The organism is Vibrio sp. dhg (assembly GCF_003443775.1).
Lineage (GTDB): Bacteria > Pseudomonadota > Gammaproteobacteria > Enterobacterales > Vibrionaceae > Vibrio > Vibrio natriegens.
Genome location: NZ_CP028944.1, coordinates 1,170,478 through 1,196,502 on the forward strand (window position 1 = coordinate 1,170,478; position 26,025 = coordinate 1,196,502).

Annotated in this window: 21 protein-coding genes; 8 read left to right on the forward strand and 13 right to left on the reverse strand. The window is 44.4% G+C overall.

The genetic code is table 11. The features are described from left to right. Positions 1-21 precede the first annotated feature (21 nt). From DBX26_RS21060 to DBX26_RS21100, 9 genes are all read right to left on the reverse strand, one after another. A complete protein-coding gene (locus DBX26_RS21060; protein ID WP_118120805.1) occupies positions 22-1,044 on the reverse strand; it encodes a sensor histidine kinase in 1,023 nt (340 codons plus the stop codon). Continuing rightward, entirely contained in the window at positions 1,045-2,352 is a 1,308-nt protein-coding gene (locus DBX26_RS21065; protein ID WP_118120806.1) for a hypothetical protein, read from the reverse strand. Between the two features lie 19 nt (positions 2,353-2,371). Beyond that, on the reverse strand, positions 2,372-3,145 hold the full coding sequence (locus DBX26_RS21070) for an outer membrane lipoprotein-sorting protein (RefSeq protein WP_118120807.1): 774 nt from the start codon (positions 3,143-3,145) through the stop codon (positions 2,372-2,374). Continuing rightward, positions 3,138-4,406, reverse strand: coding sequence for an ABC transporter permease (locus DBX26_RS21075; RefSeq protein WP_118120808.1), 1,269 nt, complete (start codon positions 4,404-4,406; stop codon positions 3,138-3,140). The genes DBX26_RS21070 and DBX26_RS21075 overlap by 8 nt, the downstream gene beginning before the upstream one ends. Then, positions 4,394-5,092: an ABC transporter ATP-binding protein gene (locus DBX26_RS21080; protein ID WP_118120809.1), complete on the reverse strand. Its 699-nt coding sequence runs from the start codon at positions 5,090-5,092 to the stop codon at positions 4,394-4,396. Before DBX26_RS21080 ends, DBX26_RS21075 begins: the two co-directional genes overlap by 13 nt. A gap of 9 nt (positions 5,093-5,101) precedes the next feature. Further along, positions 5,102-5,770, reverse strand: coding sequence for a hypothetical protein (locus tag DBX26_RS21085; protein ID WP_118120810.1), 669 nt, complete (start codon positions 5,768-5,770; stop codon positions 5,102-5,104). Positions 5,771-5,989: 219 nt separating this feature from the next. Next, positions 5,990-6,706 (reverse strand): YebC/PmpR family DNA-binding transcriptional regulator, encoded by a 717-nt coding sequence (locus DBX26_RS21090; protein WP_014233427.1) that lies wholly within the window; start codon positions 6,704-6,706, stop codon positions 5,990-5,992. A 138-nt stretch (positions 6,707-6,844) separates the two neighbouring features. Continuing rightward, positions 6,845-7,054: a DUF3283 family protein gene (locus DBX26_RS21095; RefSeq protein ID WP_005374484.1), complete on the reverse strand. Its 210-nt coding sequence runs from the start codon at positions 7,052-7,054 to the stop codon at positions 6,845-6,847. A gap of 392 nt (positions 7,055-7,446) precedes the next feature. Then, positions 7,447-7,644 (reverse strand): PA3496 family putative envelope integrity protein, encoded by a 198-nt coding sequence (locus tag DBX26_RS21100; protein WP_014233426.1) that lies wholly within the window; start codon positions 7,642-7,644, stop codon positions 7,447-7,449. Between the two features lie 362 nt (positions 7,645-8,006). Between DBX26_RS21100 and DBX26_RS21105 the strand changes: the two genes are divergently transcribed. From DBX26_RS21105 to DBX26_RS21115, 3 genes are read left to right on the forward strand one after another with little or no spacing between them, the layout of a single operon-like run. Beyond that, positions 8,007-8,855 carry an ABC transporter ATP-binding protein gene (locus tag DBX26_RS21105; protein WP_118120811.1) on the forward strand — a complete coding sequence of 283 codons (849 nt, stop codon included), beginning with the start codon at positions 8,007-8,009 and terminating at the stop codon, positions 8,853-8,855. Between the two features lie 2 nt (positions 8,856-8,857). Continuing rightward, the gene (locus DBX26_RS21110) at positions 8,858-9,790 is read left to right on the forward strand and encodes an ATP-binding cassette domain-containing protein (protein ID WP_118120812.1); all 933 of its coding nucleotides are present in this window, start codon (positions 8,858-8,860) and stop codon (positions 9,788-9,790) included. Beyond that, positions 9,790-10,257 (forward strand): transcriptional regulator, encoded by a 468-nt coding sequence (locus DBX26_RS21115; protein WP_118120813.1) that lies wholly within the window; start codon positions 9,790-9,792, stop codon positions 10,255-10,257. The genes DBX26_RS21110 and DBX26_RS21115 overlap by 1 nt, the downstream gene beginning before the upstream one ends. 290 nt (positions 10,258-10,547) lie before the next feature. On the opposite strand, the gene DBX26_RS21120 is transcribed toward DBX26_RS21115, so the two are convergent. Beyond that, on the reverse strand, positions 10,548-12,518 hold the full coding sequence (locus DBX26_RS21120) for a replication initiator protein RctB domain-containing protein (RefSeq protein WP_020335045.1): 1,971 nt from the start codon (positions 12,516-12,518) through the stop codon (positions 10,548-10,550). A gap of 1,239 nt (positions 12,519-13,757) precedes the next feature. On the opposite strand from DBX26_RS21120, the gene DBX26_RS21125 reads away from it, so the two are divergent. From DBX26_RS21125 to DBX26_RS21140, 4 genes are all read left to right on the forward strand, one after another. Further along, entirely contained in the window at positions 13,758-14,975 is a 1,218-nt protein-coding gene (locus DBX26_RS21125) for an AAA family ATPase (protein ID WP_014235120.1), read from the forward strand. A gap of 7 nt (positions 14,976-14,982) precedes the next feature. Then, entirely contained in the window at positions 14,983-15,957 is a 975-nt protein-coding gene (locus DBX26_RS21130; protein WP_014235119.1) for a ParB/RepB/Spo0J family partition protein, read from the forward strand. A 120-nt stretch (positions 15,958-16,077) separates the two neighbouring features. Beyond that, complete coding sequence (locus tag DBX26_RS21135; protein ID WP_118121245.1) at positions 16,078-18,099, forward strand: tRNA(Met) cytidine acetyltransferase TmcA; 2,022 nt, start codon at positions 16,078-16,080, stop codon at positions 18,097-18,099. A gap of 256 nt (positions 18,100-18,355) precedes the next feature. Further along, positions 18,356-20,032, forward strand: coding sequence for a DUF342 domain-containing protein (locus DBX26_RS21140; protein WP_118120814.1), 1,677 nt, complete (start codon positions 18,356-18,358; stop codon positions 20,030-20,032). Between the two features lie 243 nt (positions 20,033-20,275). Here the strand turns inward: DBX26_RS21140 and mpaA are convergent, their stop codons facing one another. Continuing rightward, a complete protein-coding gene (gene mpaA, locus DBX26_RS21145; RefSeq protein ID WP_118121246.1) occupies positions 20,276-20,986 on the reverse strand; it encodes a murein tripeptide amidase MpaA in 711 nt (236 codons plus the stop codon). Between the two features lie 132 nt (positions 20,987-21,118). On the opposite strand from mpaA, the gene DBX26_RS21150 reads away from it, so the two are divergent. Further along, positions 21,119-22,744, forward strand: a complete 1,626-nt coding sequence (locus DBX26_RS21150; RefSeq protein WP_118120815.1) for an ABC transporter substrate-binding protein — start codon at positions 21,119-21,121, stop codon at positions 22,742-22,744. A 112-nt stretch (positions 22,745-22,856) separates the two neighbouring features. Here DBX26_RS21150 and DBX26_RS21155 read toward each other — a convergent pair whose 3' ends face one another. Next, on the reverse strand, positions 22,857-23,447 hold the full coding sequence (locus tag DBX26_RS21155; protein ID WP_065300611.1) for a mechanosensitive ion channel family protein: 591 nt from the start codon (positions 23,445-23,447) through the stop codon (positions 22,857-22,859). A 452-nt stretch (positions 23,448-23,899) separates the two neighbouring features. Next, positions 23,900-26,014 (reverse strand): type I secretion system permease/ATPase, encoded by a 2,115-nt coding sequence (locus tag DBX26_RS21160; protein ID WP_020335034.1) that lies wholly within the window; start codon positions 26,012-26,014, stop codon positions 23,900-23,902. Between the last annotated feature and the right edge of the window lie 11 nt (positions 26,015-26,025).

The following is a 26,025-nucleotide window of genomic DNA, read 5'->3' on the forward strand; positions in this document are numbered from 1 at the left end:
TTCTCCATATCCTTGTTTAGATTACCACTCAATTGGCCAGCTTAAACGGACACTGACACCACCCTCGACAAGCTCACTGATTAACACCTGCCCTTCTCCGGAAAATAGAGCATCAATTCGCTGCTTTAAGTTGCTAAGCCCAATCCCCGATCCACAATGTTGACTGACGTGATTCAGCCCGACACCCGAGTCTCGGACTTCAATTTCAAGTAACCGGTTGTCACGTTTGATCCGCAGACTCACTTCTCCCCCTTCTCGCTTCGGTTCAATGCCGTGAATAATGGCATTTTCAATCAGCGGTTGTAGCATCATTGGGGGTAGCTCGAGTTGCTCAGTACCTTCCTCTACTTCAATGGAGTATCGCAAGCGATCACCTAAGCGAATTTGTTGGATCGCGAGATACGCCTCAATCAATGCGGTTTCATTGTCGATGGTCGTGTTTTGTTCACGTGAGCTTTTTAATGTTGCACGCAATAATGCGGTGAGCTGATCAAGCATCTTTCTGGCTTTATCCACGTCTTGTGACATTAGCGCACTGATGTTCGCCAATGTATTAAACAAAAAATGCGGCTCAATTTGGCTTTGCATCTGTTTCAATTGACTGAGTAATAAGGCGCGCTCTTTTTCCGCTTTCTCGAGCTTGATGGTTTCCAATTCACGCTGTGCGATAGCTTGCTTCTCTCGCGAGTGAAAATAGAAAAAACACATGGCACTGAACAACAATCCCATCAAACCGATGGGCAACATGCCAGAGATCCCGAAGTATTCGCCAAGCCAAAACTGCGCATTTACCACCCCAAACAGCAAACATGCGGTGAGAGAAATGGCAATTTCCATTACACGCGGGATGGTGGGAAAGAGTTTGTCGATCAACCACGAGAAAAAAATGGCCGAATAGCCAAAGCCAAAACTGACCAGTAAATGAATATATAACGGGCCGCCCCATACAAAGAGCGTCATTACAGCAATAAATAGGCAGAATAAAGAGGTCTCCACCAAACTTCTTCGCCATCCACCTTCTTTCATTGACTTCCCTGAGAACATTTAGAATTTCCCTTTTATATTAAAGACAATCATATATTTATCATTGATCTGCGCATACGCGGATTGCTTATCTCCAGATAAAAATCGTGCAGCAGCTTCCAGTTCCACACTTTGGTCACCAGTATCAATCCATTGATAACTCACCCATTGAGTCACTATCGCACCGCCGTCTTGTGGAGAAATCAAGACATCGAGCGTTGGTGTGACGTCACTTAACCAACCCATATTCTCTGTCATAAACGTCGCGCCACTCCATGCCGCCCAGGCTTCTACATCCCAACTCCAATGCAGCATCACGTTATGTTGCACAATATTGGCATGCTGAAAACCTTGCGCGTAACTGCTCGCAAGCAACCAAGTTGAGGGGAATGAAGAGAGTAAGTCACCACGGCTTATCGCCTTCTCCCATTCGCTCGTTGACCAGGCACGGCTGTCATACCAATATTCTGCGATTACGTTATGCCCAGCTTGGTTAGCCCAGTTAAGTCCAACCAAAGCTTGAAATGCACTGCCTTGGTTATCAACAGACACAGGCTGTTCAAGCTGATCAGAAATCTGATAACTGACACTCTGCTTTTGCCATAGAAGAGAACTGTGCATGGCTATCGACTCGTCCCAAACGGTAATCACGCTGGCGCCAAGTAAGCCGCGGCGAACATCATCGTAATAACCAATCCATTGGAATTCCGTGTCATCCACCAGCATATAACGACGTACACCAACACCTTGTTGCTCGGTCGCTTGATCCAATGCACTTTGATCTTGTTGCCCCCAACTTGAGTCTGTGGCAATCAAAGTCCATTCACCGGCTAAATCGTAATGAGAAACAGAAAAAACGCCCGCCCCTTCTTCGGCCACCAAACCAACTGGATTTTGTCGGTAGGGTTTGAACAAATCCAAGACACGGTAGCCATACCCCACGCCCCAATCGACACGTAATTTACCCACACTGATATCGAGAATAACATCACCGATTTGCCATTCGTCTTGCCAGACAAGTTCTCGTATTAAGAGTTGGTTGTCTGATTCGCTCCCCCATCCTTTTCGGTCATGTTGATTCAGATACAAGCCTTGGCTATAAAACGAAAATAAGCCACTGATGTTTTGGTAGTTCATTTGCACATCAAGCAGCGCATTGAGCGAGTCACGAGAATCTCCTTGCGCTGGGATGAAATGAGTCTCGCGTTGCTTAACGGTCTCGTAGCTCAACGCCCAATCCCATTCGAGACTCAGTTCGTTACCCGCCAATACGGGGGAAGCGAAAGCTCCCATCAAAAGACTTGCGATACAAGTAGTACAAAATCGCATATTGGTCCCCTACTGCAGCCTACAATTGCGAGGTGTTCGCTTTTGGCAAATAGCTGGGATTGTAGAACTTGTCGTCCAACTGCCATGGCAAGATCGCCTGATACTCGATCACCGTCTTTTTGCTTGGCTGGATGCTGTCCAACAAGGTCATCTCACTGACGTAATCTCGCGTATCTTTCGTTGCTCGGCTGTAGTACGCTTGCTTAGCGAGTTTGCCTGAACGTAGATAAAGATCAGCTTTGATTGGAAACGCATCCTGCTTTGCCAGCCATAGATCGATCTTCTGATAACTCGCGCCTGCAGTTTTAGCGGTCAGGACAAGATGGTAAGTGGCAATGCTCTTGCCGCTCACAGAGGTGGTTTCTGTCGCTTTCCACTCTCCCTGATAATCTTGGCTCCAGGTGAGTGTAGATATATCTCCGATCGATGCTTCACCCAGTAACTTTTGCATTGGTGTAATGCGAATCGGGCGACGGCTTTTAGGCATTTGCAGCCAGTAGTTATCGCCCATCATCAGCATTTTTTGACCAGCCTCGACTGCCGATTTAAACACCACGAGTGACTCTCGATTGGGACGAGTATAAACATGGTATAAACGGGTCTTATCCAATTCTTGATCTTGGTACAAGCGCACCAACGATACGACTTTAGATGATTGATCCTGTAAGCGGTAGCCATCGGCTTTTTCCATCAATTGCGCCACTTGCTGTGTATCCAGCGCTTGCACATTTGCGGAGACTGCGCCACAGATTACTAGCACCGCCAGTGGCATGGTTCGTTTGAAATTAAACATAAATCAGTGCCTCCGTAATAGGCTTGTTCACCCCTTTGCGTGCCGATAAAAACGCCGCAACCAAACAAATCAGTAGTACTGCAAATCCGGCAACCGCAACGAGCTCCCAAGAGAAGTAAATAGTGAGAGGATATCCTTCTGTGCGTCCCGGCGGTGGCGGCATCTGCACGTCTACCACCATCAACAAAACCGTTACGACGGCGGTCAGCAGCGCGCCAATCAAGCTGCCAATCACGGCAAGCAACCCCGCTTCTCTTAAGAACCCGGCTATAATTTCACGCGGATAACTTCCCAGCGCAGACAACGTACCTATCTCACGCGTTCGCTCCGTGACGGACATGGTCATGGTGTTAAACAGCGCGACAAAAACCACCAGTGCCATTACCGCTCCCATGATGCCGAAGATCCGGTCGTACAACCCCTTCACTTTGAGATAAAAGAACGCTCTTTCCTGCCAAGGGGTGATTTCAACCTCTTGATTACCGAAGCTTTGTTTTTGATTCGACAGAATTGTTGCCACATCTTGTCTGACCTTGTTTGTCAGATTGGTATCGAATAAGAAAACCGATAAGGTACTGACTTTGTCCGAACCGAGCAAAGACTGTGCGCTATGGATGTGTACATACAACTGACGTTTATCCAGCTCTGGAACGCCCGTTGAATAGATGCCGCGAACTTTAAAGTCGTACGCATTGAGCGCGCCGTCCGTCGTCGTAGCCAGTAGCGTGATCCAGTCGCCTACGTTTACGTTTAGATTGCTGGCGAGATCCACACCTAACATGACTTCCGGTTCAGCTGGGTCATAACGTGAAGCGTGGATATTGGACAGCGTCTGCCCTGCTCTCACATCCAAAAATGGCCCTTTCATATCGAACTCCCGGTCATTCACACCTATACCGATGAAAATGGATGACTTACTGCCGTTGGAAACCAGCCCGTTGAACTCCACACGCGGCTGCACGCCTCGTACTTCATTAATACCGATAAGTTGCTTGGTAAAAGCATCAACATGGCTTAGACCATTGCTTAGAGGCATTTCCTCCTCTTTCGTGAAGTATCCAGGTGTTGTTAGGGTTAAATGCCCGGTATCGCGCGCGGTTGCCTCTTTCAAACTGTCATAGGTATATAAGCCGAAACCGCCTGCACTGGTCAGGGCAAATACAGCAATGGCGATAATCAGCATCGAAAGCAGGCTACGGCGGCGGTTACGCTGTAGGTTGAGCCACGCAAGACGAACTGAATCTGGGATTAACTTGCCCATGAAACCTCCTCAGCCCCAAGAGGCGTTTGAGTCATGTTTCCGTCGACCAGCTCAAGAGTACAATCGCAGCGTGAAGCCATTCGCATATCGTGAGTCGCAATAATGAAAGTGGTGCCCCTTTCGTGCCCCAGTTTTTTCATGATGTCGATAACCTTATTGGCACTTTGGCTGTCCAGACTGGCAGTGGGTTCATCAGCAATCACCAATGCCGGTTTATGGACCAACGCTCGTGCAATAGCGACGCGCTGCTGCTGCCCTCCCGACAAATTATCTGGCATATGGTGAACAAACTCCCCAAGGCCCACGAGGTCTAGCATTTCGTGAGCGAGTCTGGTTTGTTCAGCTTTGGAAAAACCGTTGAGATGCAGCGGATAAGCAACGTTCTCTAAAGCCGTCATCACGGGCACTAAATTGAATTTCTGGAATACAAAACCGAGCTTTTCTCGGCGCATTTTAGCGGCTTGTATTTGCCCGGTTGGGTATGGGCTTCCTTTAAAGGTCACTTGCCCGTGATAATGCGTATCCAGCATGCCTAGAATATTGAGGAGCGTACTTTTTCCCGAACCAGAAGGACCACACAGCGCCACCATCTCTCCGGCAAACACTTCTCCCGACACATTTCGCAGTGCATGAACCGTCTGGCTTCCTAAGACATAATCACGACTGAGTTGATTGAAAGTGATCATAGTGGCTCCTTACCGCTTCGCGAGCAGTGCCTTGGCGTTTTGCGTTTCAATGTTGTCATAACCTAAGCGCTCCATCTCATCCAACCAAGCTTGGGCTTGTGTCTGATCGTCAGCGCGTAAAGCGGCCTCAATGGCGTAACGGTAAACCCATGCGGTAGCGGAAAAAGGCTGTTGCTGGAAACTTGGATCATTGATCAAGGCAAGATACAGCTCATAGCCTCGCTCAAAGTGATTGAACATATCAGGAAGGGCTGTGTATGTTGTCGCCGCCATCGCAGTCGCTAACAGATATTCTGGTAAGCCTTGCAATCGTTGCTGCTCTTGAACCGGTATCGGCTGGCTAGCCATTAAATCCAAACCCTTTTGTATCGTCGCCAGACCTGACTCGGTAAACTTCATCTTATTCCAAGGCATAAATGCTTCCCGACCTTGAAGAGTTTGAGAGCAGCCGAGGTACACCAAAGTCAAAGGCGTAGCGCCGTGCTGCTCGATAAGAACCACTAGTTCGTCATGAACGCTGTCGACCAAAGCTGAATTTCCTTGTTCAGCTTGATTAAATCGGTGAAGTAACGACTCCGTAGGATTGGCAAATGCGAAACTACTGCTCAGTGCGAGAACGGAAAATAAGGCGATGAATAATTGAAATCCCGATCGGAAGTACGAATTGAAAACCATCATAGTAATTGTCCTTTATTAATATTGATTTGATGGTTTCAGATTAAGGAAAGGTGCTCTCCCCTGCTTAGGGATGCGACCAATGGTGTTTTTGCGGAGTGAATGGGGTTCAGCACGGATGAATGGTTGTATCGGCCTCCCAATCAGAAAGATTAAAGACTCGCCCAGCACGATCAAAAAAGGCTTCCCGAAGGAAGCCTTTCAATCGAATTCGCGAACGAATTACAGCTCAGCGTTATGGTAAACCTGCTGAACATCATCACAGTCATCAAGAAGGTCTAGGAACTTCTGGAATTTCTCAGCATCTTCACCTGCGATTGGCGTTTGAGTTTGAGGAACGAAAGTGATTTCTTCCACATCAATCGTTAGATCTGGGAATGCGCCGTTCAAAGCTGTTTTCGTTTTGAAGAACTCAGTATGAGGTGCAAATACTGTGATCACACCGTCTTCTAGTTCAACGTCAGTGACATCAACATCTTCCATCATTAGCGTTTCCAGAATGATTTCATCATCATCGCCTTTGAACTGGAATACCGCTTGGTGATCGAACATGTGAGATACCGAACCTTCTACACCAATTTTCGCGCCTGTTTTTACAAAACACTGGCGAACATCTTGGAAAGTACGGTTGCCGTTATCTGTTAAACAATCAACGATGACACTTGTGCCACCTGGGCCAAAGCCTTCGTAACGCGCAGGAGCGTAATCTTCACCGCCACCGCCACTCGCTTTATCAATCGCTTTGTCGATAACGTGTGCAGGAACTTGGTCTTTTTTCGCTTTCGCGATCAGGTGCTTAAGAGACAAGTTCATGTCTGGGTCTGCACCGCCATTTTTCGCACACATGTAAATTTCTTTACCGTATTTGGAATAAACTTTAATTTTTGCGCCTGCAGTTTTCGCCATAGAGGCTTTGCGCACTTCAAAACTTCTTCCCATCGGGATGTTCTCTCTAAATTCAAATTTAATGCGAAGGATTTTAGCAAAAAGCGAAACGTTTTCAATTTTCGCTCTGCTGAGGAATGGGGGAAGTTACCTCATTCGCCGCGTTGATTCCTATCAAGGCCACGATTCGCTTTACGCGACGCCCATTACTCGCTTGTACTTTTCAACCGATTGCTGGAAAAATGCTTTTTCATCAGCATCGTTAATCTTAGATAATTGCTCTTCTATTGCTTCAGGGCCAGATTTGGCCTCTCTGAGTTTCCAAACCAAAAACGAAGCTTGCTTATCCAGTTCGATTTTGTTTTTTTCATCAGGCGGCAACAGGGATAGATTAAACGACATTCACAGCCTCAAGGTACTTTAAATACTAGCCGCGCACTATAGCATACCGACTATAGATTGGAGAATAGAAACGCACTTATCTTGATCAATTTCAAGTTACCGATGTGACTATCCCATCGAATTTCAACGCTTTTGGCGACGAATCAAAATTCTATCGACGCGCGGCACTGCTATCCCCTGCTTAAAAATCTTATTTACACTGTAAAACAGCGAGTGATAACCATAGGCCAGCGAGCATGGTATCCAGCAAAGTCTGGCATTGTGCGGCTATAGTTTTACAACTAGGAAAGTTGACAAAAACATTAACCATTGAAGTAGGTGCGATGAGTCATAAAATGAAAAAGGGTAGCAATGAGCTACCCTTTGAATTGTTTGTTGATGACAAAGATGAATCAGTGGATCAAACCCAGTTCTTTGGCTTCTTCAATCGTCAAACCACTTTCACGGATTTCACGAAGTGCCTCAATGCGTCTTCTGGCTTCTGCCGATTTCACGGTTTTGTCAGGCTGCACAACGGATTCTTCTTCAGGTAATTCCCATTTGTGAGCGATGTTACTCATTTCTTCATGGTCGATAGAATTAATGGACATATTTCCTCCGAACACACCATGTTTTCGATGAGTAATCTATAGCAAACCCCATCAGGTGTGGTAAGCAAAACAGTAGGGAAATGTGAACCCTCCCGACCTTTCGCTAACTCATTAATAGTTTCATCATTTAAGTTTTGCCAAAGTAACAATTTAGGATTAAATTTGAATGATTACCCCTAAGAAAAGTGTGCTGATCCAGCTCTCATTTTCGTCCTCTCAGACATTTTTAACGTACACCGTAAACCTGTTTTTATTTCACTTAACTTTCGAGTCACTTCACCGATTCTCCATCTGTCACTTTCTAAAAACCGTCCCAACATGCTAATGATAATAATTATCTTTTAGATTGGTAAGGTGTTTATATGAGTGGTATTAACTTAAATCATGCATACCACAATGATCCGGTCATCCAGATCAGAGAATTGTGTGTCGATTACATCACAGATAATGGTGATTTTAACGCAGTGAAATCCGTCAGTTTTGACATAGGTAAAGGGGAAATATTTGGTCTTGCTGGTGAATCAGGGTGTGGGAAAAGCACCATCGCATTCTCCGTGAATCGTCTCCATAAGCCACCTGCATTCATTTCTGGCGGCAAAATACTGTTTGAGGGAAAAGATATCCTTAATCTCTCGGATTCTGAGCTAACGGCTTTACGATGGAGTGAAATCGCTATGGTGTTTCAAAGTGCGATGAACTCACTTAACCCTGTCTTAACGATTCAAGAGCAATTTGCCGATGTATTGCGTCACCATCAAGGCTTAACCAATGCTCAAGCTAAGGATCGAGCCCAGAAGTTGATGGACTTGGTCAACATTCCTCGACAGCGACTAAGCGAATACCCCCATCAGTTTTCTGGCGGGATGCGTCAGCGCTTGGTCATTGCCATCGCCCTGTCTCTCAATCCGAAACTGATCATTATGGACGAGCCAACGACAGCTTTAGATGTCGTTGTACAACGAGAAATTTTGCAGCAAATCTATCAGCTTAGAGATGAATTCGGGTTCTCGATACTTTTTATCACCCATGACTTGGCACTAATGAGCCAATTGTGCGACAGAATCGCCATCATGCGCCATGGAGAAATAGTTGAAGTTAACCAAGCTTACGACATTCGCAATCATCCTCAACATCCCTACACACAGAAGCTTTGGGCTTCTTTCCCCAATATCCACGACGTCCACAAACAACCTGAGACACTAGGAGCCTAATCATGAACCAGCCTATTATCCAAATGAAAGATGTGATTAAAGAGTTCAAAGTCGGCGGCGGTCTTGAGAAAGAAGAAACCTTTCGCGCTCTGCAAGGCGTTAGTTTTGATCTTTATGCCGGGAAAACACTGGCTTTGGTCGGTGAATCTGGGTGCGGTAAAAGTACCTGTGCGCGCTTGCTCACGAAAGTCTACCCGGCAACTGAGGGCAAGATCCTGTTTAATGGTACCGACATCAATGAGATCACGACTCGATCTGATATCCAAGCGTACCGCAGTAAAGTACAAATGGTCTTTCAAGATCCTTTTGGCTCACTCAATCCAACGCATACTATTCGCCATCACCTCACGCGTCCTATCAAAATTCATAAGCAAGTCAAAACTGATCGTGACATATCTGCCCGCTTGCTGGAGCTGTTGAAGCTGGTGGAACTTCCAGAGGAAACGTTAAATAAGTTCCCACACGAGCTAAGTGGTGGCCAGCGCCAACGGGTTAATTTAGCGCGTGCTCTCGCCGTTGGATCACAGATAATTCTCGCGGATGAACCGACATCAATGCTTGATGTATCCATTCGCTTGGGCGTCTTGAATTTAATGCAGAGAATGAAGCAAGAGCTTGGCATTGGCTTTTTGTATATAACTCATGATCTGGCAACCGCACACTACATCGCAGAAGAAACCGCGGTGATGTACAAGGGGCAAATCGTTGAATGGGGTGATACTCACTCAATACTCAAGAACCCGCAGCACCCTTATACTAAGCTGTTGATTTCTGCCGTGCCCGATCCAGACCTTCCCTTTGGTAACTTAGTGAAAAATGAACCAAACTATTCAGTAGACGCCGATGAGATTCGTAGTCGAAGCAGTATCATTGTCGACGAATTTGATCAAATAGGGCCAAATCACTTTGTAAAACAATGGACTGAGGCAGCGTAATGGAATTGAGTACTTGGCAAGATCAGATCTCGATGTGGTATGAACATCGGAAGCATGATCAAGTTGGTAAATTGGAAACGATCTTATACCAGGCACCAGATGAGGTCTTTGGGCCTAAGCTGTGCGAGCGACAAAGTAAAGCGATTGCTTGTTGGCTTGACGGTTGTTTACGAGTATTCCAACACGCCAGGTATCATGACCATCAAAAAGCCTACCAAACCTTGCTCTACGCAAGTGCAAAACTGGAACAAGCTGCGTGTCAGGTATCAACCGATATTGAGATTAAGGACTGGTGTTTGAAACGTTTGCAGCATCTTACGGTGCTCGCTTTAGAGTTTTGTAATCAGCAGTGCGATCAAAGTGAGTGGCAACAACAAGCTCACAGCTTGATCGAGTCACATGTGGCATTGATGCGATCTTTAAATTGGAATGAAACCGGGAAGCATGATCAAGGTTTACGTCATTAACCCGGAAAGATGATCAAGGTTTTCCCCGAATTTGAGACAAAAAAAAGCGAGTTTCCTAAGCAGAAACTCGCGAAGTCTATTCAGAATGAATGTAACAATATATGAGCCTATCTATTAATCATCAGAAAGGACAAAAGGTTGTCTATTCGAGATCAAGCTTAGTCTTGACTCCGAACCGCTATGTCATGATTTTGTTAGAGTTAGGTCTGTTTTCTATTATCGAAATATATATTTACATTTAAAATCAATCAGTCACATTAATCGGTTTCAATTCATAAACCTGAATGATGTTAAATCGCCATTTCATCAAGAGCTCGATACACCATCTCATCCATATGGCCATCATAAATTTGTCTGCAGACCTTGCGACGAACCGCTAAACCGGCAATCAGACGCTCAATAGTAAGATGTTTGAGATCATTTTGCGTATTGAACAGCTCAACGGTCTTACTCAGAGTCTCATAAGGTAGTGGGTCATCTCCAACTCTTAACCAATCAAGCTTCTCAATGTACTCAGAGCACTCTTCCTTAATCGAGGCGTACGAGTGCCCTGTCATTGCTGATAACGCCGTTATGCTGCGTTCCAGAGCCTCTGGTGAGGTATATTTGGATAGAGTAATGGTAATTTCATCTGCATTAATCTCAACCAGATGTTTTCTTTGCTTGATCCTACGCCCTAAATTACCACGAGGAGACGGTGCTTTGCGCTGAATAGGCTCAAATTCGCCGTCAATGATGCCTGAGAGCTCTTCTAGCTGTTGTTTGGATACCATCTCATTACGAAGTGGGTTTGGCAGCGTAGGAGCCATGTTACGCTTTCCTGCGTTTGTGGTACGAGCACGTGAATAACGCAAGACTTCCTCAACATCACACTTGATATCGATCTGGTAATCCATGATTTTGCCTTTCTCGATCATGGTTTCGATCGTCAGGTGGTAGCCCCATAAGTTAACAACAAAAAGATCTTCCGTCCCTTTTCCATCAGATAATCGTTTCAGTTCCCGGATAAGATCCATGGAGAATCGACGCCACTCGATGTTACGCGCTAACTTCTGATTCAGTTCACTAAGCAACATACAATCCGTATGGCGACGAACCATGCGGCTACGGAAAAAGGAATATAACTGGAACACCAAAGTATGTTGTTTCAGAATCTCTGGCGGGAACAGGAAAAAGTAATCACGAGTCAGTAATTCCTCGTAAAACGACGGCTCCCAAACCAATATGTACAAATTAGGTTTGATTCGGATCTCACCGTCGCTGCCCTCAACTGGCGCTTCTTCTGATGCGGTGATCGTTCGCGCTAGAAAGCGGAATCGATCACTTTTAAAACCTTCCGGCATGTTTTCACTTAACCAGCGGCCTGTAAGCTCATGCAACTGGAAGTCGGTGAATTCGATTCTATCGATACTGTCACGAATGGAATCACGAGCAGGTCCACTGTCCTTTTTGCCACGCAATGACAGGATGTCGGTGATATACAGCGGTGTTTTATTCGGTACATGAGCAGCATCAAGATGGTACTGATCTTTGTGATGATCATGGTATTGCACGGTCAGGGTAAACAGCGCAAACAAGGTCATCAGATCATCGACTGTCATGATATTTTTTGACGATCGAGTTTCTATTACCGCTTTCGTACCAGAGATCGACACCATCGACTTCTGATAACTCTTACGAGTACGTGGTGGCGCCAAAGCTTGGTCAATGATCCCAGCCCAATTAGTTGGAGAGACGACAAATTGATCCGCTTCATCTTTCATCGTCGGCGGCGTGTTTAAGCCATGTTCTGTCAGCAAGCGTTTGTTTACTTGCGTCTGAGCTAGTGCTTTTGAGCGTTTTTGTTTTTCATTCTGGCGGACTTTTTCAGTAACTAAGCTCGTTGCACCCAAAGCGGAAATGAGCTTATTGGGATTAACAAACGTGTGAAGCATGGTTTTACCTGCCAGTCCTTCTTCAAAGCGAACTGGAGTTTGCGTAAATAAACCAATGTTCACCGCTGCTCGTAATCGTTGTTGTAACGCAGCACGAGTCAGTTGACCATCTGTTGCTTCAACGATTTCAGTAGTTGATACAAGTCCATCTTTGCTGCTGAAACCTCTCAACGAGATCAGATTAAGCAATTCTAAGATGCTTTTGGTCACCCCTTTGAAGTGTTGGTATTGTTCTACCCAATCTGCAGAAGATTCGTGCACTTCAAAAAGATGCCCGTCTTTGTGGCTTCTTGGTGCTTTAATCAGAATTTTTTCATCAGCCATCATTTTAGATCCAGATCACACTAGCCGTAGTTGTGCTATGGTTCCGAAGAATAAAGAAAAACAGATCATAAATAAAGAAAAAATCTTGTTTTTTAAATAACTGATCTTTTTGATTATTCTGATCTTAATTGATTATATGATCTATTGATCTGGCAATTTTTATCATTTTAAGTTGTTGTTATAAAAGGGAATTATTGAAACCCCTTTCGGAACCATGATCATGAATATAACGAAACGATGATCAACGATATCTTGAAAGCATGATCATATTCTCTCGTAAGCATGATCATTAAGTTTCTGAAAAGATGATCAAAATGGTCTTGAAACGATGATCATGACATTTGTACAGGTTATCCACAGAAATGCGGGTTTGCTTGATCAACAAAGGTGTAAACACCATGGATTTTACCGCCTCCTTGGTTCCGGATCGATGATCAAGAGTAGCGTTAATGCCAAGTTAAAGTCTCATTTCGGCGGTAATTTATTCATGTGCTGAAAATATCATCAGATATCAGTACTAAGCGTGTAAATCCTATATCTGTTCTAAATTTAGGAAGCATGATCATGATAGCTGTACTTATCAAATACCATGTTTTTATTTCATCGTTCCGAGGTTTGTTTACGCTTGATTCTCTGAATGCCCCAGTATATCTGCATTCGTCCGTAAAATGGCGAGTAAAAAGCATGCTTCCGAGAAACCTATTCACTTGATCATTTTTCCGATGGTTTGATCGCATAGAATAACGTCCATCTACTCATGCACTCCCCTACTTTTGCCATGATCATGCTTTCGTAAGTTGGATAAAACACGGAAAGATGATCAAGTAACCCTCTTGATCATCTTTCCGAACCATCTATTAAAAATTGGCCTCAAATGCTTTGGAAGCATGATCAAGTAGGTATCCGTGAATGAATCTTGTCCCCGTTTCTGCATTTTTTGTTGTAAACATGTTGATTTTACATAATCCGTAATTTAGCCGGTCAATATAATCGTTCCGCATAAATTTTAATTTACAATGTAAATGTGTGACGCTGTAACACTTTTAATTTATAGAGTTAGCAAAGCGTTTGTGCGAACTTGTTTGATTATATTTTGATATATTTTTTACCATAATTCATAAAAGAGTCGATTTTATTGTTTTTATATGTGATTGTTATTCAAAATGTTTGTGCACCTTTTTGTTGTTATTGGTGTTCACTGCTGTACAATTGCAATCAGATATCCTTTCAACGGAAATTGGCATGAAAAGAGAAAAAACGATTGAAAATCTTCATGAGTTAGCAGAACTCACACAACAAGTTCAAGCTGACCGTATTGAGATTGTTTTGGAAGAGCGAAGTGACAACTACTTCCCTCCAATGTCTAAGGCAATGATGGAAACCCGATCGGGTTTGACTCGTCGAAAACTCGATGACGCGATTGGTAAAATGGAAGCCGCTGGCCATCAATTTACAAAGAACAACGCCAATCATTATTCCATTACGTTAGAAGAAGCACATATGCTGATGGATGCGGCTGAGGTGCCTAAATTCCACGAGCGTAAAAAAAACAATGGTAATAAGCCGTGGATTATCAACGTACAAAACCAAAAGGGTGGTACGGGTAAATCGATGTCGGCGGTGCATTTAGCGGCTTGTTTAGCGCTTAACTTAGATAAACGCTACCGTATTTGTTTGATTGACTTAGATCCACAAGGCTCATTACGTCTATTCCTAAACCCACAAATCAGTGTCGCTGAACACGATAATATCTATTCTGCCGTTGATATTATGTTAGGTAACGTACCAGACGGTGTTGAGATTGATAGTGAGTTTTTGCATAAGAATGTATTGCTACCTACGCAATATCCAAACTTGAAGTCAATCTCTGCTTTCCCAGAAGACGCGATGTTTAATGCCGAAGCGTGGCAAACCTTATCTGAAGACCCATCTTTAGATATCGTGCGTTTGTTAAAAGAGCAGCTTATCGACATTATTGCAGATGATTTCGATATCATCATGATTGATACCGGCCCGCACGTGGATCCGCTAGTTTGGAATGCAATGTATGCTTCTAACGCCTTGCTGATTCCATGTGCAGCCAAACGTCTTGACTGGGCTTCAACGGTAAACTTTTTCCAACACTTACCGACAGTGTATGAAATGTTCCCAGAAGATTGGAATGGCCTTGAGTTTGTGCGCTTAATGCCAACCATGTTTGAAGACGACAATAAGAAGCAAGTTTCTGTTTTAACTGAAATGAACTATCTTCTAGGTGACCAAGTTATGATGGCTACCATTCCGCGTAGTCGAGCGTTTGAAACCTGTGCTGACACCTACAGTACGGTATTTGATCTCACTGTGAGTGATTTTGAAGGTGGTAAGAAAACGCTCGCAACCGCTCAAGACGCCGTTCATAAGAGCGCACTTGAACTAGAGCGTGTATTGCACTCTAATTGGCCGTCATTGAATCAGGGGTAATAAGTAAATGGCTTTGAAAACGTCTGAATTAAACGCAAAATTATTTGGCAAAACTAATAAACGCCGCGTAGCTACGCCTCAAGAAGCGCAAACCGCTGCAAAAGAAAAAACGCAAACTATTGAGTTAGCGGTCGCAGGTGAGAATACCGTTCAATTCGAGTTGGTTCGCATTCCTGCTGACAAGGTTGAGTCTGAAACGACAGTGTTTGTCGATAACGCACGCGAACAATCTTTCTTGAATGAGCATGCTTTATCCGATGTATTGGTTACGTTAAAAGAGCGTGGTCAACAGTATCCGGCCGTCGGCCGTCGCACTGAAGATGGCAAGATTGAGGTATTAGACGGTAGTCGTCGTCGTAAATCTTGTATTCTAGCTGAGCAAGATTTTCTGGTTTATGTTGGTGACAACATTAACTCTAATCATGCTAAGTTTCTGTCTGATGTGGCAAACGCTCACAAGCCTCTCTCTCTTTATGAGAAAGGTAAAGAGATGCAAGCCAAGTTAGACAGCGGTGAAGCAGAAGACCAGAAAGCGCTGGCGAAAATGTTCCAATGCAGTGAGGCATTGGTAAGTGGAGCGTTAAAAGCGGCTTCTTTACCACTAGAGTTGCTTCAAGCGTATCCAAATGTTGGCGACCTTGGTCGCCCAACCATTGTTAAATTGCACAAGCAGTTTACGAATCTAAGCCCTGAACATCAGCAAGGGTTGTTAGATAAATGTCGTACAACAGAAGGATACTTGTGGCAGCGTAGCACAGCGCAAGGTGTTGCTCGTCTAACAAAAGAAGTCACAGAAAGCCTAGAAAGTTGGATTACAGAATTATCACCAGCCAAACCATCACCAAAGGTAGACAAAGTCGATTTGATAAAAGGTCGCGCGAGTTACAGCCGCAAAGGCAGTAATCTGGCACTGAACCTTAAAAAAGTAGATGACAGTTTGATGGAAGAAATTCTTGCTTTTGTTCACAGCAAATTGCAATAACGTTAGTCAAAACTTCAACCGCCTTCGGGCGGTTTTTTTATGCCTGTTGTTTTTGCTTGCCGATCAGTTGCCTGTTTAAGTTGTGGTAATATGGCGTTGGTTAAACCTTGGGTATACAGCATGCACACACAAACTGAGTTTCTCGCTTTACTTCAACAAAAGGCATTTCAGTCTTTCCAACGCGTAGGCGTGGCTATCCAGGGTGATGGCGACTGGCAAAACGAACTTATCGCTTCGTTCTATCAAGCTCATCAAGAATTACGTTGGTTTTGTGTCGGTGAATGGTCGTTAGGCGACGCCTTTTCAGTATCTAGCAAACAAGGGCATATGTTGCTAGGAAGAGAATGTGATGTGCTCGTTTATGATGCGCGTAAAAACTTTGATGCGAACAGCTTCTCTGCAGCATTGGGCTCACTAGTTGGTGGCGGTATTCTGATTGTGGCTACCGATAATGTTGAGCCATCAAACTGCGCTCAACAGTGGATGGCGTCTCAGTGGCAGAAGTTACTTGTCTTAGAGCAACATCAAATTGTGCCTGAGTTACCAAGTTTTGAACCCTCCAGTAAAGTCCAAAGATATACGCAACAAGAGCAGGCTGTTGCTGCGATTGAAAAAGTGGTAACAGGCCATCGAAAACGCCCTTTAGTGTTAACCGCAGACCGTGGCCGTGGGAAAAGCAGTGCCCTTGGGATCGCGTGTGCGAATTTATTACAAACTAAGCCGTTGCGAGTTTTAGTGACAGCACCATCTATTAAAGCGGTAGAACCGGTTTTCTTACACGCAGAACGAATACTGCCAAGCGGCCAGCGTATCAGAAAAGACAGATTTGAAGCCGGGCAGGGGAGCATACAATTTATCGCGCCGGACGAATTACTCGCGTTGCTACCCGAATGTGACTTACTACTTGTCGACGAAGCCGCTGCAATTCCAGTTCCTATGCTGCAGCAGATGACGGCTCATTTCCATCGCCTTGTATTTTCTAGCACCATTCACGGTTACGAGGGTTGTGGACGCGGGTTTACGCTTAAGTTTGTTGACTGGCTGAGAAAGCAAAGAGCCGGAATGAAAACCTGTCATCTTAAACAACCAATCCGCTGGTGCGAAGGTGATATTCTCGAGTCCTGGCTATATCAAGCATTTGTATTGGATGCAGAACTGATGGCCCCTCCATCCGTGGTTGCGCAAGAATTCCTACTTAAAAAAATTGCAAAGCATGAATTGGTTTCTAATCCTAGTTTACTACGTGACTGTTTTGCTCTTTTGGTGAATGCGCACTATCAAACTTCTCCGAATGATTTGCTGCACTTACTTCAAGATGAATGTAGTTCTATTTATGTAGCAACGAGTGAAAAGAAAATAGTCGGCGTTATCATGACGGTTGAAGAGGGCAGTTTAGATGATTCGATTATTTCTGATATTCAACTCGGGAGGCGTCGTCCACCAGGTCATCTAGCCCCTGTTACTATTATCAATCAACTCGGCATGCCTGATGTGGGGCGGCTATCAACGCTTCGTATTATGCGTATCGCGGTGCATCCTGAGTTACAAAATAAAGGGCTCGGGAAGCGGATGCTTACTCAACTTGAGCAGTCTCTACCTTCTCATGTCAATTATCTTTCCACCAGCTTTGGTTTGACAGATGAGCTGTTGCGCTTTTGGAATAGTGTCGGTTATCAACCGATTCGACTTGGAACAATGCGCGATGCCGCAAGTGGTTGTTACTCTCTATTGATGGTCAGACAGTTGGCCAATAAACCGCAGAAATGGATTGATGAAGCTGAGCTACTTTTATGTGAGTTTATGTCGATGAGCGCCAATCTGGTGTACTCGAAGTTAGAGCCTAGTTTAAATCGAAGTTTACTCAGTGCGCCAAGAATGAAGATCGCTCTCCATCCTTGCCAACTTATGCTTATTCGCAATTACGCTCTAGGTGGTGGTAGTTACGAATCTGTGTTTGTATGGTTAAAACAGTGGCTATTGAAAAATGGCTTAGTATCAGTTTCCGATTTAATGATCTGCAAGTTATTCCTTAACCATGATTGGGAGAGCTGTGCGAAACAGTTCAATCTAACTGGACGTAAGCAAGTTGAACAAGAAATTCGGCGTGAAGTGCAGTTGCTTCTGAAACAATTTACACTGTAAAGCAGACCTTAATTAGATTTACACTGTAAATTAAAATAACGAAGAAGAGGGGGTTTACACTGTAAATCGCCTCTTTTTTTATTTGTCCTATTTGAGCTGGTTTAGATTATATTCACGATACTATTCACTGACTTGGCGGAATTGACATTTATCTCACTATTAGTGATATAAGCTTGATTATTAAGACTGCACAGTTTGTCGAGAAAATATTTTTAGTTAGACTGATGGTGTTGATGTTCAGCAAAGTGGTATCGCTATGTGGAAGCTGTGTCTTGAGTGGTCTGAGGACAAAACAAGGATAATCGCTCGTCTTGCACCAGATGTGGATTTGGAAAGTCAGTTTGATAGAAAAGAGTTACTTACACAACTTGCGTTAATGAATGCCGATTCGTTATTTGTTGAGGATGACTCGGTCAGCCGATTTATTGAATGCGTGAGAGTTCGAGACGCGCTAGCTTATAAAGGCGTAGTGGTCGCTCAGAAGAAAGACGCAGAGATTACTGTGGAGTTGTCCAATAACGATATGCTTGCAAGTATTATCGTAACCGGCGCTTATGGCGGACGCGGATTACGTGGAGCAGAAATTGTCAGGGCACTAGCACAAGCAAAGGTTACCAAGGGAATCAACAAACTCGCCTTAAAGAAAGTAATGCTGGTCAGTAGTCAACTTAGGCCTGGAGAAACGTTTACCCAACCTGTTGCTGTTGGTAAACCGCCAATCAAAGGTAAAGACTCTATTTTTACGCCTCTGGTAAAAGACATCACAAAACGTATTCTCAAGCCAAAACAGGGACAATCGAGTAGCGACAAAATAGACTTGAGAAATCTTGGCGAAACAATCTCTGTCAATGTTGGTGATGAAGTCATGCGCCGCACTCCTGCTACTAAAGGGATCCCCGGCTTCACTGTCCAAGGCCGACTTATACCTGCGCATGCGGGCAAAGATACCGCTCTCAAACCGGGCAAAGGTAGTGAAGTTTGTCCAAGTGATCCAAATCTTCTCATTGCTTCAATTTCAGGTACGCCACTAATAAAGAACAATACGATTGAAGTCGACAACGCACTGTGCCTCAACAATGTTGGCGTTAATACTGGCCACGTTAAATTTAAAGGAAACGTGATTATTGGTGGCAACATTGAATCTGGCATGATTGTTCAGGCGACAGGCTCGATTACGGTAGGTGGATTTATTGAGTCCGCTGATGTTCAAGCGCGCGATGACATTCTGGTCGGTAGAGGAATTATTGGTCATACCGTTAGTGATGGCCAACCTAGAAGTTGTCGTGTGAAAACCAAAGGTTCGATTCGGGCTAGTTACGCGCAGTATAGTGAACTATCTGCAGGTAAAGACATTGAGCTCGCAGTCCATAGCATGAATAACGAAATTACTTGCGGTAAGACCCTGACAGTTCTGGATGCGAGTGGTAAAAATGGCACATTGAGTGGTGGCCACGCTAAAGTCGCCAAAAATGTGTTGTGTTTGCAACTGGGCGTAGAAGGAGATACAGCAACCAGGGTAGAAGCGTTCACAGGCTATTCTTTGTATAAGGAGCATATTAGCAACTTAAAGGAACAGTATAAAAACGTACAAGCTGAAACGATGGATATCATCCGCAAAGAGTTAGAATTCAAAAAGCGTTCCAAAGCAGAACGTAATCAAGCAGAAGGTGTGGAAATAGAAACGTTAAAATCCCAAAATAACCGCCTAGTGGAAGAGTTAAAGCTGAAACTTGATCAGACCGAAATCGCCTTTGAACTTGCGCTAAAAGAAAATACGGTGTTAGCGAAAGAACACGTTTTTTCTCGGGTAACCGTTCAGTTTGGTAACGAGCAAGTGACAACCAAACGCACCCACGGCGGTTGCACATTTCGATTTAATCAATACGAAATCAATGTGTCGGCAAATCTCGAGCAAGAATCCATCATCGCTTAGACGGCCAATTTTTGTCTCTGAATCCTTTAGCGTATAGGAATCACAATCAGGCTTTATCGACGCTTGTACTCAACTGAGTCTTCAACCGTTAGGTAGGGTGCTTCTCTATCTACAAAAATAAGCCTCTTCAAATACGAGACTTGTTTGGCTCGACCTACATAACGGCGTTTTACACTGTAAATCACATATCTATGTCTCTCTTTTTCAAAGCATATATGAAATGCCTTTTTCTATCGTAAAACCTTAATTAACAGGCTCATACTGAAGCAGTGCAATAATCGCGGGTAGGTACTGCTCTATGGTTAAATCAGAGGACATGGCTGGTAATTCCAGAGTGACACACGGCAGTTCTCTTTCACTACACCAAGTGCCAAATGACCCGGGAGTTTCGTAATCCACGTCTTCGACCAATGGGAGATCGAATTGGCTACCGAGCCATTTTGCTAAGGCGGAAAATTTTGGGTCATCCACAAAGGCCAGCGGTTCATGGAATGAGACCACAAACGTTGGTCGTCTTTCTTCGATAAGATTGATCAGCGCGGCCACCTCAGGCTCAAGTTGATTTGCATTACCCGTTTTCACTTTTACATCGCGTACCGGAGTATGAGAACTCCAACGATACACAGTGCCATGCTCAGTCCAGTTTTGAGTTGGAAAGGCACGATTAAGATCAACTTGATTGGCGTTTGCTCTGGTACCGAGTTGGTTGCCATCAGGGTTCATCGATAACACCACATCATGATGTAAGCCGTTTACTGGCAAACTTCTTAGCGCGCATGATAAACCTGTTATAGAAGCTGTCTCATCTCCGTGTGTTCCCGCTAATATCAAACCACGTGATGTGCTTTCCACCTGAGCAGGGAAGTAAAGCAAAGGCGCACCTAAAACGGACTTTCCGTAGGTTTTGGGCTTAATTAAAAATGCAGCTCTTTCCGTTCTTGGAATTAGATTCACCATAATCTCCAACCAGATGAAGTAATATTAATTTTAATTACTTAGATAAACCGAACTGTTAAATTTCGTCAATGGTTGTATTGTTAATTGTGGTGTTGGCTTCAAAGACGAGTTAGGAGAACTAAAAACGATATGGATATTAAAAAATTCTCAAAGACATTGCTTATTTCCTCTCTTTTTACCCCTGTCGTAACGATTTCTGCGTTTGCAGATGTCATACCTGAAGATGTTCAACTTGCCGCTGAGCAAGTTTTAGTGCGAGCGAATGATGCTGAAGCGGCCACTCTCGATCCGGCAAAAGCCGAAGGGATGCCAGAAATGCATATATTGCGAGACTTATTTGAAGGGTTGGTGATTCAAGATCGTGATGGCAATATTGTTCCTGGTGTCGCCCAGTCGTGGGAAACGAAAGACAACCAAACGTTTGTCTTCCATTTACGCAAAGACGCAAAATGGTCCAACGGTGATCCAGTAACGGCAGACGACTTTGTGTATGCGTTAAGAAGGGCGGTTGATCCTCAATTGGCGTCACCAAATGTTTGGTATCTTGAAATGACAAGCATCAAGAACATTGTGGATGTCGCTGAAGGTAAACTGCCAGTTGAAGAGTTAGGTGTTAAGGCTCTAGATAAATACACACTTCGTTTCGAGCTAGAAAGTAAAGTCCCGTACTTTGTGGCAATGACAGGCCACACATCAATGATGCCTGTTCATAAATCGACAGTGGAGCAGGGTGGGAAACCATGGAGCGATCCGAAACAGTTTGTCGGTAATGGCGCATTTGTCCTCGATAAATGGGTAGTCAATGAACGCATTGAACTGAAGAAAAACCCTAATTATTGGGATGCAGACAATACGCACCTCACCAACGTAACTTACATCCCGTTTGAGAATCAAAATGCCTCGATTAATCGCTATGTGGTTGGCGAAGTAGACATCACTTCTGATGTACCAACACATATGGCACAGAAGCTGGAACAAGAATATCAGGATGCGTATACAGTGGTGCCATTATTGTGTACGTATTATTACGCGTTCAATACAACCCGTCCGCCGTTTGATGATGTAAGAGTTCGTCAGGCTGTGTCTTATTCAATCATGCGCGACGTCATTACCAATGGCGTTACCCAGGTTGGTAACTTACCCGCATACACGTTTGCTCACCAATATACGGCTGGTTTTGATGCGACTCAACCGGACTACAGCAACTGGACACAGCAACAGCGTGATGAAAAGGCTCGTCAGTTATTAGAAGAGGCGGGTTATGGAAAAGATAAGCCGCTCGATTTTAAACTTCTTTACAATACCAGTGAGTCGAATAAAGCCATTGCTGTGGCTATTGCCTCTATGCTCAGTGAAAACTTAGACGCGAAGGTAGAGTTGGAAAACCAAGAATGGAAATCTTATTTAGTGGCGCGTAAGCAAGGTAATTTTGATGTAATGCGAGCCTCATGGTGTGGAGATTACAATGAAGCATCGACATTCTTGAGTTTGTTAAGATCGGATTCCTCAGGGAACTTTGCGCGTTACCAAAGCCCTGAATACGACCAGGCGATGGACAACGCACTCGCGACCACAGACGATAAAAAACGTCAGGCGTACTACGATGAAGCCGAAAAACTGATTGCGGCAGATGTTCCTATCGCCCCAATTTACTATTACATGCAGGCGAGATTAGTGCGTCCTAACGTTGGTGGCTTTGCTAAAAACAACGTAGAAGGCCGAATTTACTCTAAAGACCTGTACATTAAGAAGTAAAAATAAAGCCCCGTAGAGCGAACTCTCGGGGCTTTAATTTTTATCACACTATTTTTGTCGCAGAATGACTATCTGCTTCCCACGTCTAAAACCAACTTACTCGAGCTCCGGGTTACTTTCTTCGGGTGTAAATTCGGGACTTGGTTTTAGTTGCGACAGGCTTGTTTTTGGCCAGTTTCAACACCGCTTTCTGTAATATTTGGTTATTTGGATAAGTGATAAGGTTGCCGTTTTCGTGCTTGATCAACACATGAAACATGCTGATCTCTTGAATCTCACCGCTGATGTCTTCATCTTTATCGACGACTTTGATCCGATCCCCGACGCGATATGGAAATACGAAGAAGATCAAAAAGCTTGCGGTGATATTACTCAGTATCGACCATTGGGCAATAAACGCGACTCCCAGGACTGCAAATATGGAGGATAGGAACAGCGATACATCACCGTATCCGATGCCAGTGACAATCGCAAAAGTGGATGCGGTCAGAAACAACAGTGCCACGTTAAAGCAACGCTGAATAAAGCTTAAGCGTGCCTTCTTTACCCCTTTCGATGAGGCTAGGTTTATGATGGCTCGGTTGGCAACTCTTTTCAGGATCCGATAAGTGATCAAGACAATGATGCCCATTAACACTTTATATCCAAGAGAGCCTTCGTTGAAATACTGGTTCACTTGATCTAATTGGATCCAATCATTCATTTCTTCAACTCGCCTTTCTTCAACTCGATGGTACTAACAAACGGCTGTTATAGCTGATTTTTTACTGTAAGTAATCACAATTTTTTATCTTAGCTGGTCAACTTTGTCTCGTACTTGAATATGACTTGATTTATCTCGCATATCTCAAATTGATGTGCCTATTGAGCACACTGAGAACCGGAATTCGCGCTTTTCTACTGCTAATCTAATAAGGTCAACAGACCCTAGTTATGACAGCAAGTTATCTCACTTGATTAACGAAGCGAGGGTGCTTAGATCTGCGAGGTGGAATAAGATGAGGCATATGGAAGAAGATGAAAAAGCGATTATGATGTTGGCTGTTATTGTTGGTTTCGTGCTTATCTGGGTATTCTTGGAAGAGGTGAACTATTTCGGGTTCAGATAGAGCGAGCCCCGTAAACAGTCGGTGTTTAAGGGGCGATATTGGCACGTTAACTTACTGCACGCACTTTACCTTGTTTCAAATCGCTCAGTACCTGAGCTTTTGGACCATCCGCAATAATGCTGCCTTTTTCTAAAACGATAACCCTATCAACGATATCAAGCATTGCGGTCTTGTGAGTGATAAAAATCAACGTCTCATTCTCTTTCAACTGGGCTAACTGATGCTTTATGTGCATTTCAGAGCGGTTGTCCATGGCGCTGGTCGGTTCATCCATCAGTAGGACCGGAGGATGCCCTAACAGAGCTCTGGCGATGGTAACGGCCTGACGTTGCCCACCTGATAGCATTGCACCACCTTCACCTACCTGACGCTCCAGACCGGCCGGATCCGACTGAGTAAATGCCGTCACTCCAGCACGATTAGCGGCATCCATAACATCACGGTCATCGGTGAGAGGGCGTCCGAGCGTAATGTTATCGCGTATCGAACCAAAGAATAGAGTTGGATCTTGTGGTACGCAGCCGATGTTGCGCCTTATATCGACGTGATGAAGCTGAGCAATATCGGTGTCATCAATGCGCACATGTCCCTCTGTAGGCTGATATAGCCCCATGATAAGACGTTCTAATGTTGTTTTTCCTGAGCCTATACGCCCGATAATCGCGACTTTCTCACCAGGGTTGATGGTCAGGCTCAAATCACGAATCGATGCGACAGGCGAGTTAGGGTAGTAGAAGGTGACACGTTCAAGTTCAATTTTACCCTGAACAATAGGGCGGTGAATGTAACGCTTTCCTTCTTCTTGCTCATCCGGCATCTCCATGACCTGATTAATGATGGTCATTGAAGACTTCGCTTGATTGTAGCGTGTTGATAGCAAAGAAAGCTGAATCATCGGGCTGATGGCGCGTCCACTCAGCATCGTCGCTGCGATTAAGCCCCCCATGGTTAACTCTCCTTCTGCAATCAGGTAAACGCCGAGAATGACCATACCGACATTACTACTTTGCTGCACAAAGCTTGCTGAGTTTTGAATACTGTCCGTGATACGGCGGCTTTTAATATTCCAGTTTGCCATGTGTGCTACGGCTTCTTCCCAACGATATTGGAATTGGCTTTGCGCACTGAGCATTTTGACGGTTTCGATACCGGAGAGGCTTTCAATTAAGTTGGCGTATTTTTGCGAAGCGAGTCGCGACCCTTCTTCTATCGAACGTCTCAACGGCTTTTGAATTATCAGCGAGTGAATAACCAAAATAATGACACCGACCAACGGGACGAATACGAGGTTACCTGTCATTAACCAAATGATGACTAAGAACAGAATTGCGAAGGGTAAGTCGATTAGGGCGCTGACGGTTGCTGATGTGAAGAATTCACGAATAGATTCAAATTCCTGTAGATGGCGAGCAAAAGCGCCAACCGAAGGAGGTTTGGATTCCATTCGAATCCCCATCACTTTGCTAAACAGTTTGGAGGAAATCAGAATGTCAGATTTTTTACCCGCGACATCGATGAAGTAGTTACGTAATGTCTTGAGAATAAAATCAAATAAGAAGACAACAAATACACCACTTGCCAGTACCCATAGGGTTTCAAAGGCAAGGTTAGGGATCACTTTGTCATACACCAAGCGCGTAAACATTGGTGCAGCGATGGCAAAAATATTGATCAGTAGCGAGGCAATAAATACATCACGGTAAATGCGTTTTGATTGCCATAAAGTCGACCAAAACCAGTGTCCTTGATTGGTTTTGAGTACCTCTGGCGAGCGTTCATCAAAACGGAACTGTTTTTTGACCAGGAAGTAGCGCCCGGCGTATTGTTGAAGTAAGTCTGGTAATGAAATGGAGATAGGCACCATTCCACTTTCTAAGGTGGTGATTTCCGCTTCTTGTGTCTCTGGGTTAAGACTATTTAAAACACAAGAATCACCACCTTTCAGAACTAATATTGCTGGCAGTATCAAGCTGGAGATATTCTCCAGCTCTCCACGGTTTTCTTTGGCGACCAACCCGGCTCTCTCTGCTGCTCTGGGAAGCAAAAACGGAGTCAGCCTGCCTTCTGAGAGCGGCAATCCGTTAACAAGTGCTTCCGGCGAGTTAGCTAATCCATAGTAACGGCTAACGTAGATCAGCGAATTCAGCAAAGGGTCTTTCATCGTGGTTGAAC

Bases quoted from the DNA above. Each gene is read 5' to 3' on its own strand.
- DBX26_RS21135 (WP_118121245.1), top strand. From the start codon at position 16,078: ATGCACACACAAACTGAGTTTCTCGCTTTACTTCAACAAAAGGCATTT.
- DBX26_RS21120 (WP_020335045.1), bottom strand. From the start codon at position 12,518: ATGATGGCTGATGAAAAAATTCTGATTAAAGCACCAAGAAGCCACAAA.
- DBX26_RS21065 (WP_118120806.1), bottom strand. From the start codon at position 2,352: ATGCGATTTTGTACTACTTGTATCGCAAGTCTTTTGATGGGAGCTTTC.
- DBX26_RS21110 (WP_118120812.1), top strand. From the start codon at position 8,858: ATGAACCAGCCTATTATCCAAATGAAAGATGTGATTAAAGAGTTCAAA.
- DBX26_RS21160 (WP_020335034.1), bottom strand. From the start codon at position 26,014: ATGAAAGACCCTTTGCTGAATTCGCTGATCTACGTTAGCCGTTACTAT.
- DBX26_RS21100 (WP_014233426.1), bottom strand. From the start codon at position 7,644: ATGTCCATTAATTCTATCGACCATGAAGAAATGAGTAACATCGCTCAC.
- DBX26_RS21150 (WP_118120815.1), top strand. From the start codon at position 21,119: ATGGATATTAAAAAATTCTCAAAGACATTGCTTATTTCCTCTCTTTTT.
- DBX26_RS21080 (WP_118120809.1), bottom strand. From the start codon at position 5,092: ATGATCACTTTCAATCAACTCAGTCGTGATTATGTCTTAGGAAGCCAG.
- DBX26_RS21130 (WP_014235119.1), top strand. From the start codon at position 14,983: ATGGCTTTGAAAACGTCTGAATTAAACGCAAAATTATTTGGCAAAACT.
- DBX26_RS21060 (WP_118120805.1), bottom strand. From the start codon at position 1,044: ATGTTCTCAGGGAAGTCAATGAAAGAAGGTGGATGGCGAAGAAGTTTG.
- DBX26_RS21075 (WP_118120808.1), bottom strand. From the start codon at position 4,406: ATGGGCAAGTTAATCCCAGATTCAGTTCGTCTTGCGTGGCTCAACCTA.
- DBX26_RS21105 (WP_118120811.1), top strand. From the start codon at position 8,007: ATGAGTGGTATTAACTTAAATCATGCATACCACAATGATCCGGTCATC.
- DBX26_RS21085 (WP_118120810.1), bottom strand. From the start codon at position 5,770: ATGATGGTTTTCAATTCGTACTTCCGATCGGGATTTCAATTATTCATC.
- DBX26_RS21115 (WP_118120813.1), top strand. From the start codon at position 9,790: ATGGAATTGAGTACTTGGCAAGATCAGATCTCGATGTGGTATGAACAT.
- DBX26_RS21090 (WP_014233427.1), bottom strand. From the start codon at position 6,706: ATGGGAAGAAGTTTTGAAGTGCGCAAAGCCTCTATGGCGAAAACTGCA.
- DBX26_RS21140 (WP_118120814.1), top strand. From the start codon at position 18,356: ATGTGGAAGCTGTGTCTTGAGTGGTCTGAGGACAAAACAAGGATAATC.
- DBX26_RS21125 (WP_014235120.1), top strand. From the start codon at position 13,758: ATGAAAAGAGAAAAAACGATTGAAAATCTTCATGAGTTAGCAGAACTC.
- DBX26_RS21070 (WP_118120807.1), bottom strand. From the start codon at position 3,145: ATGTTTAATTTCAAACGAACCATGCCACTGGCGGTGCTAGTAATCTGT.
- DBX26_RS21155 (WP_065300611.1), bottom strand. From the start codon at position 23,447: ATGAATGATTGGATCCAATTAGATCAAGTGAACCAGTATTTCAACGAA.
- DBX26_RS21095 (WP_005374484.1), bottom strand. From the start codon at position 7,054: ATGTCGTTTAATCTATCCCTGTTGCCGCCTGATGAAAAAAACAAAATC.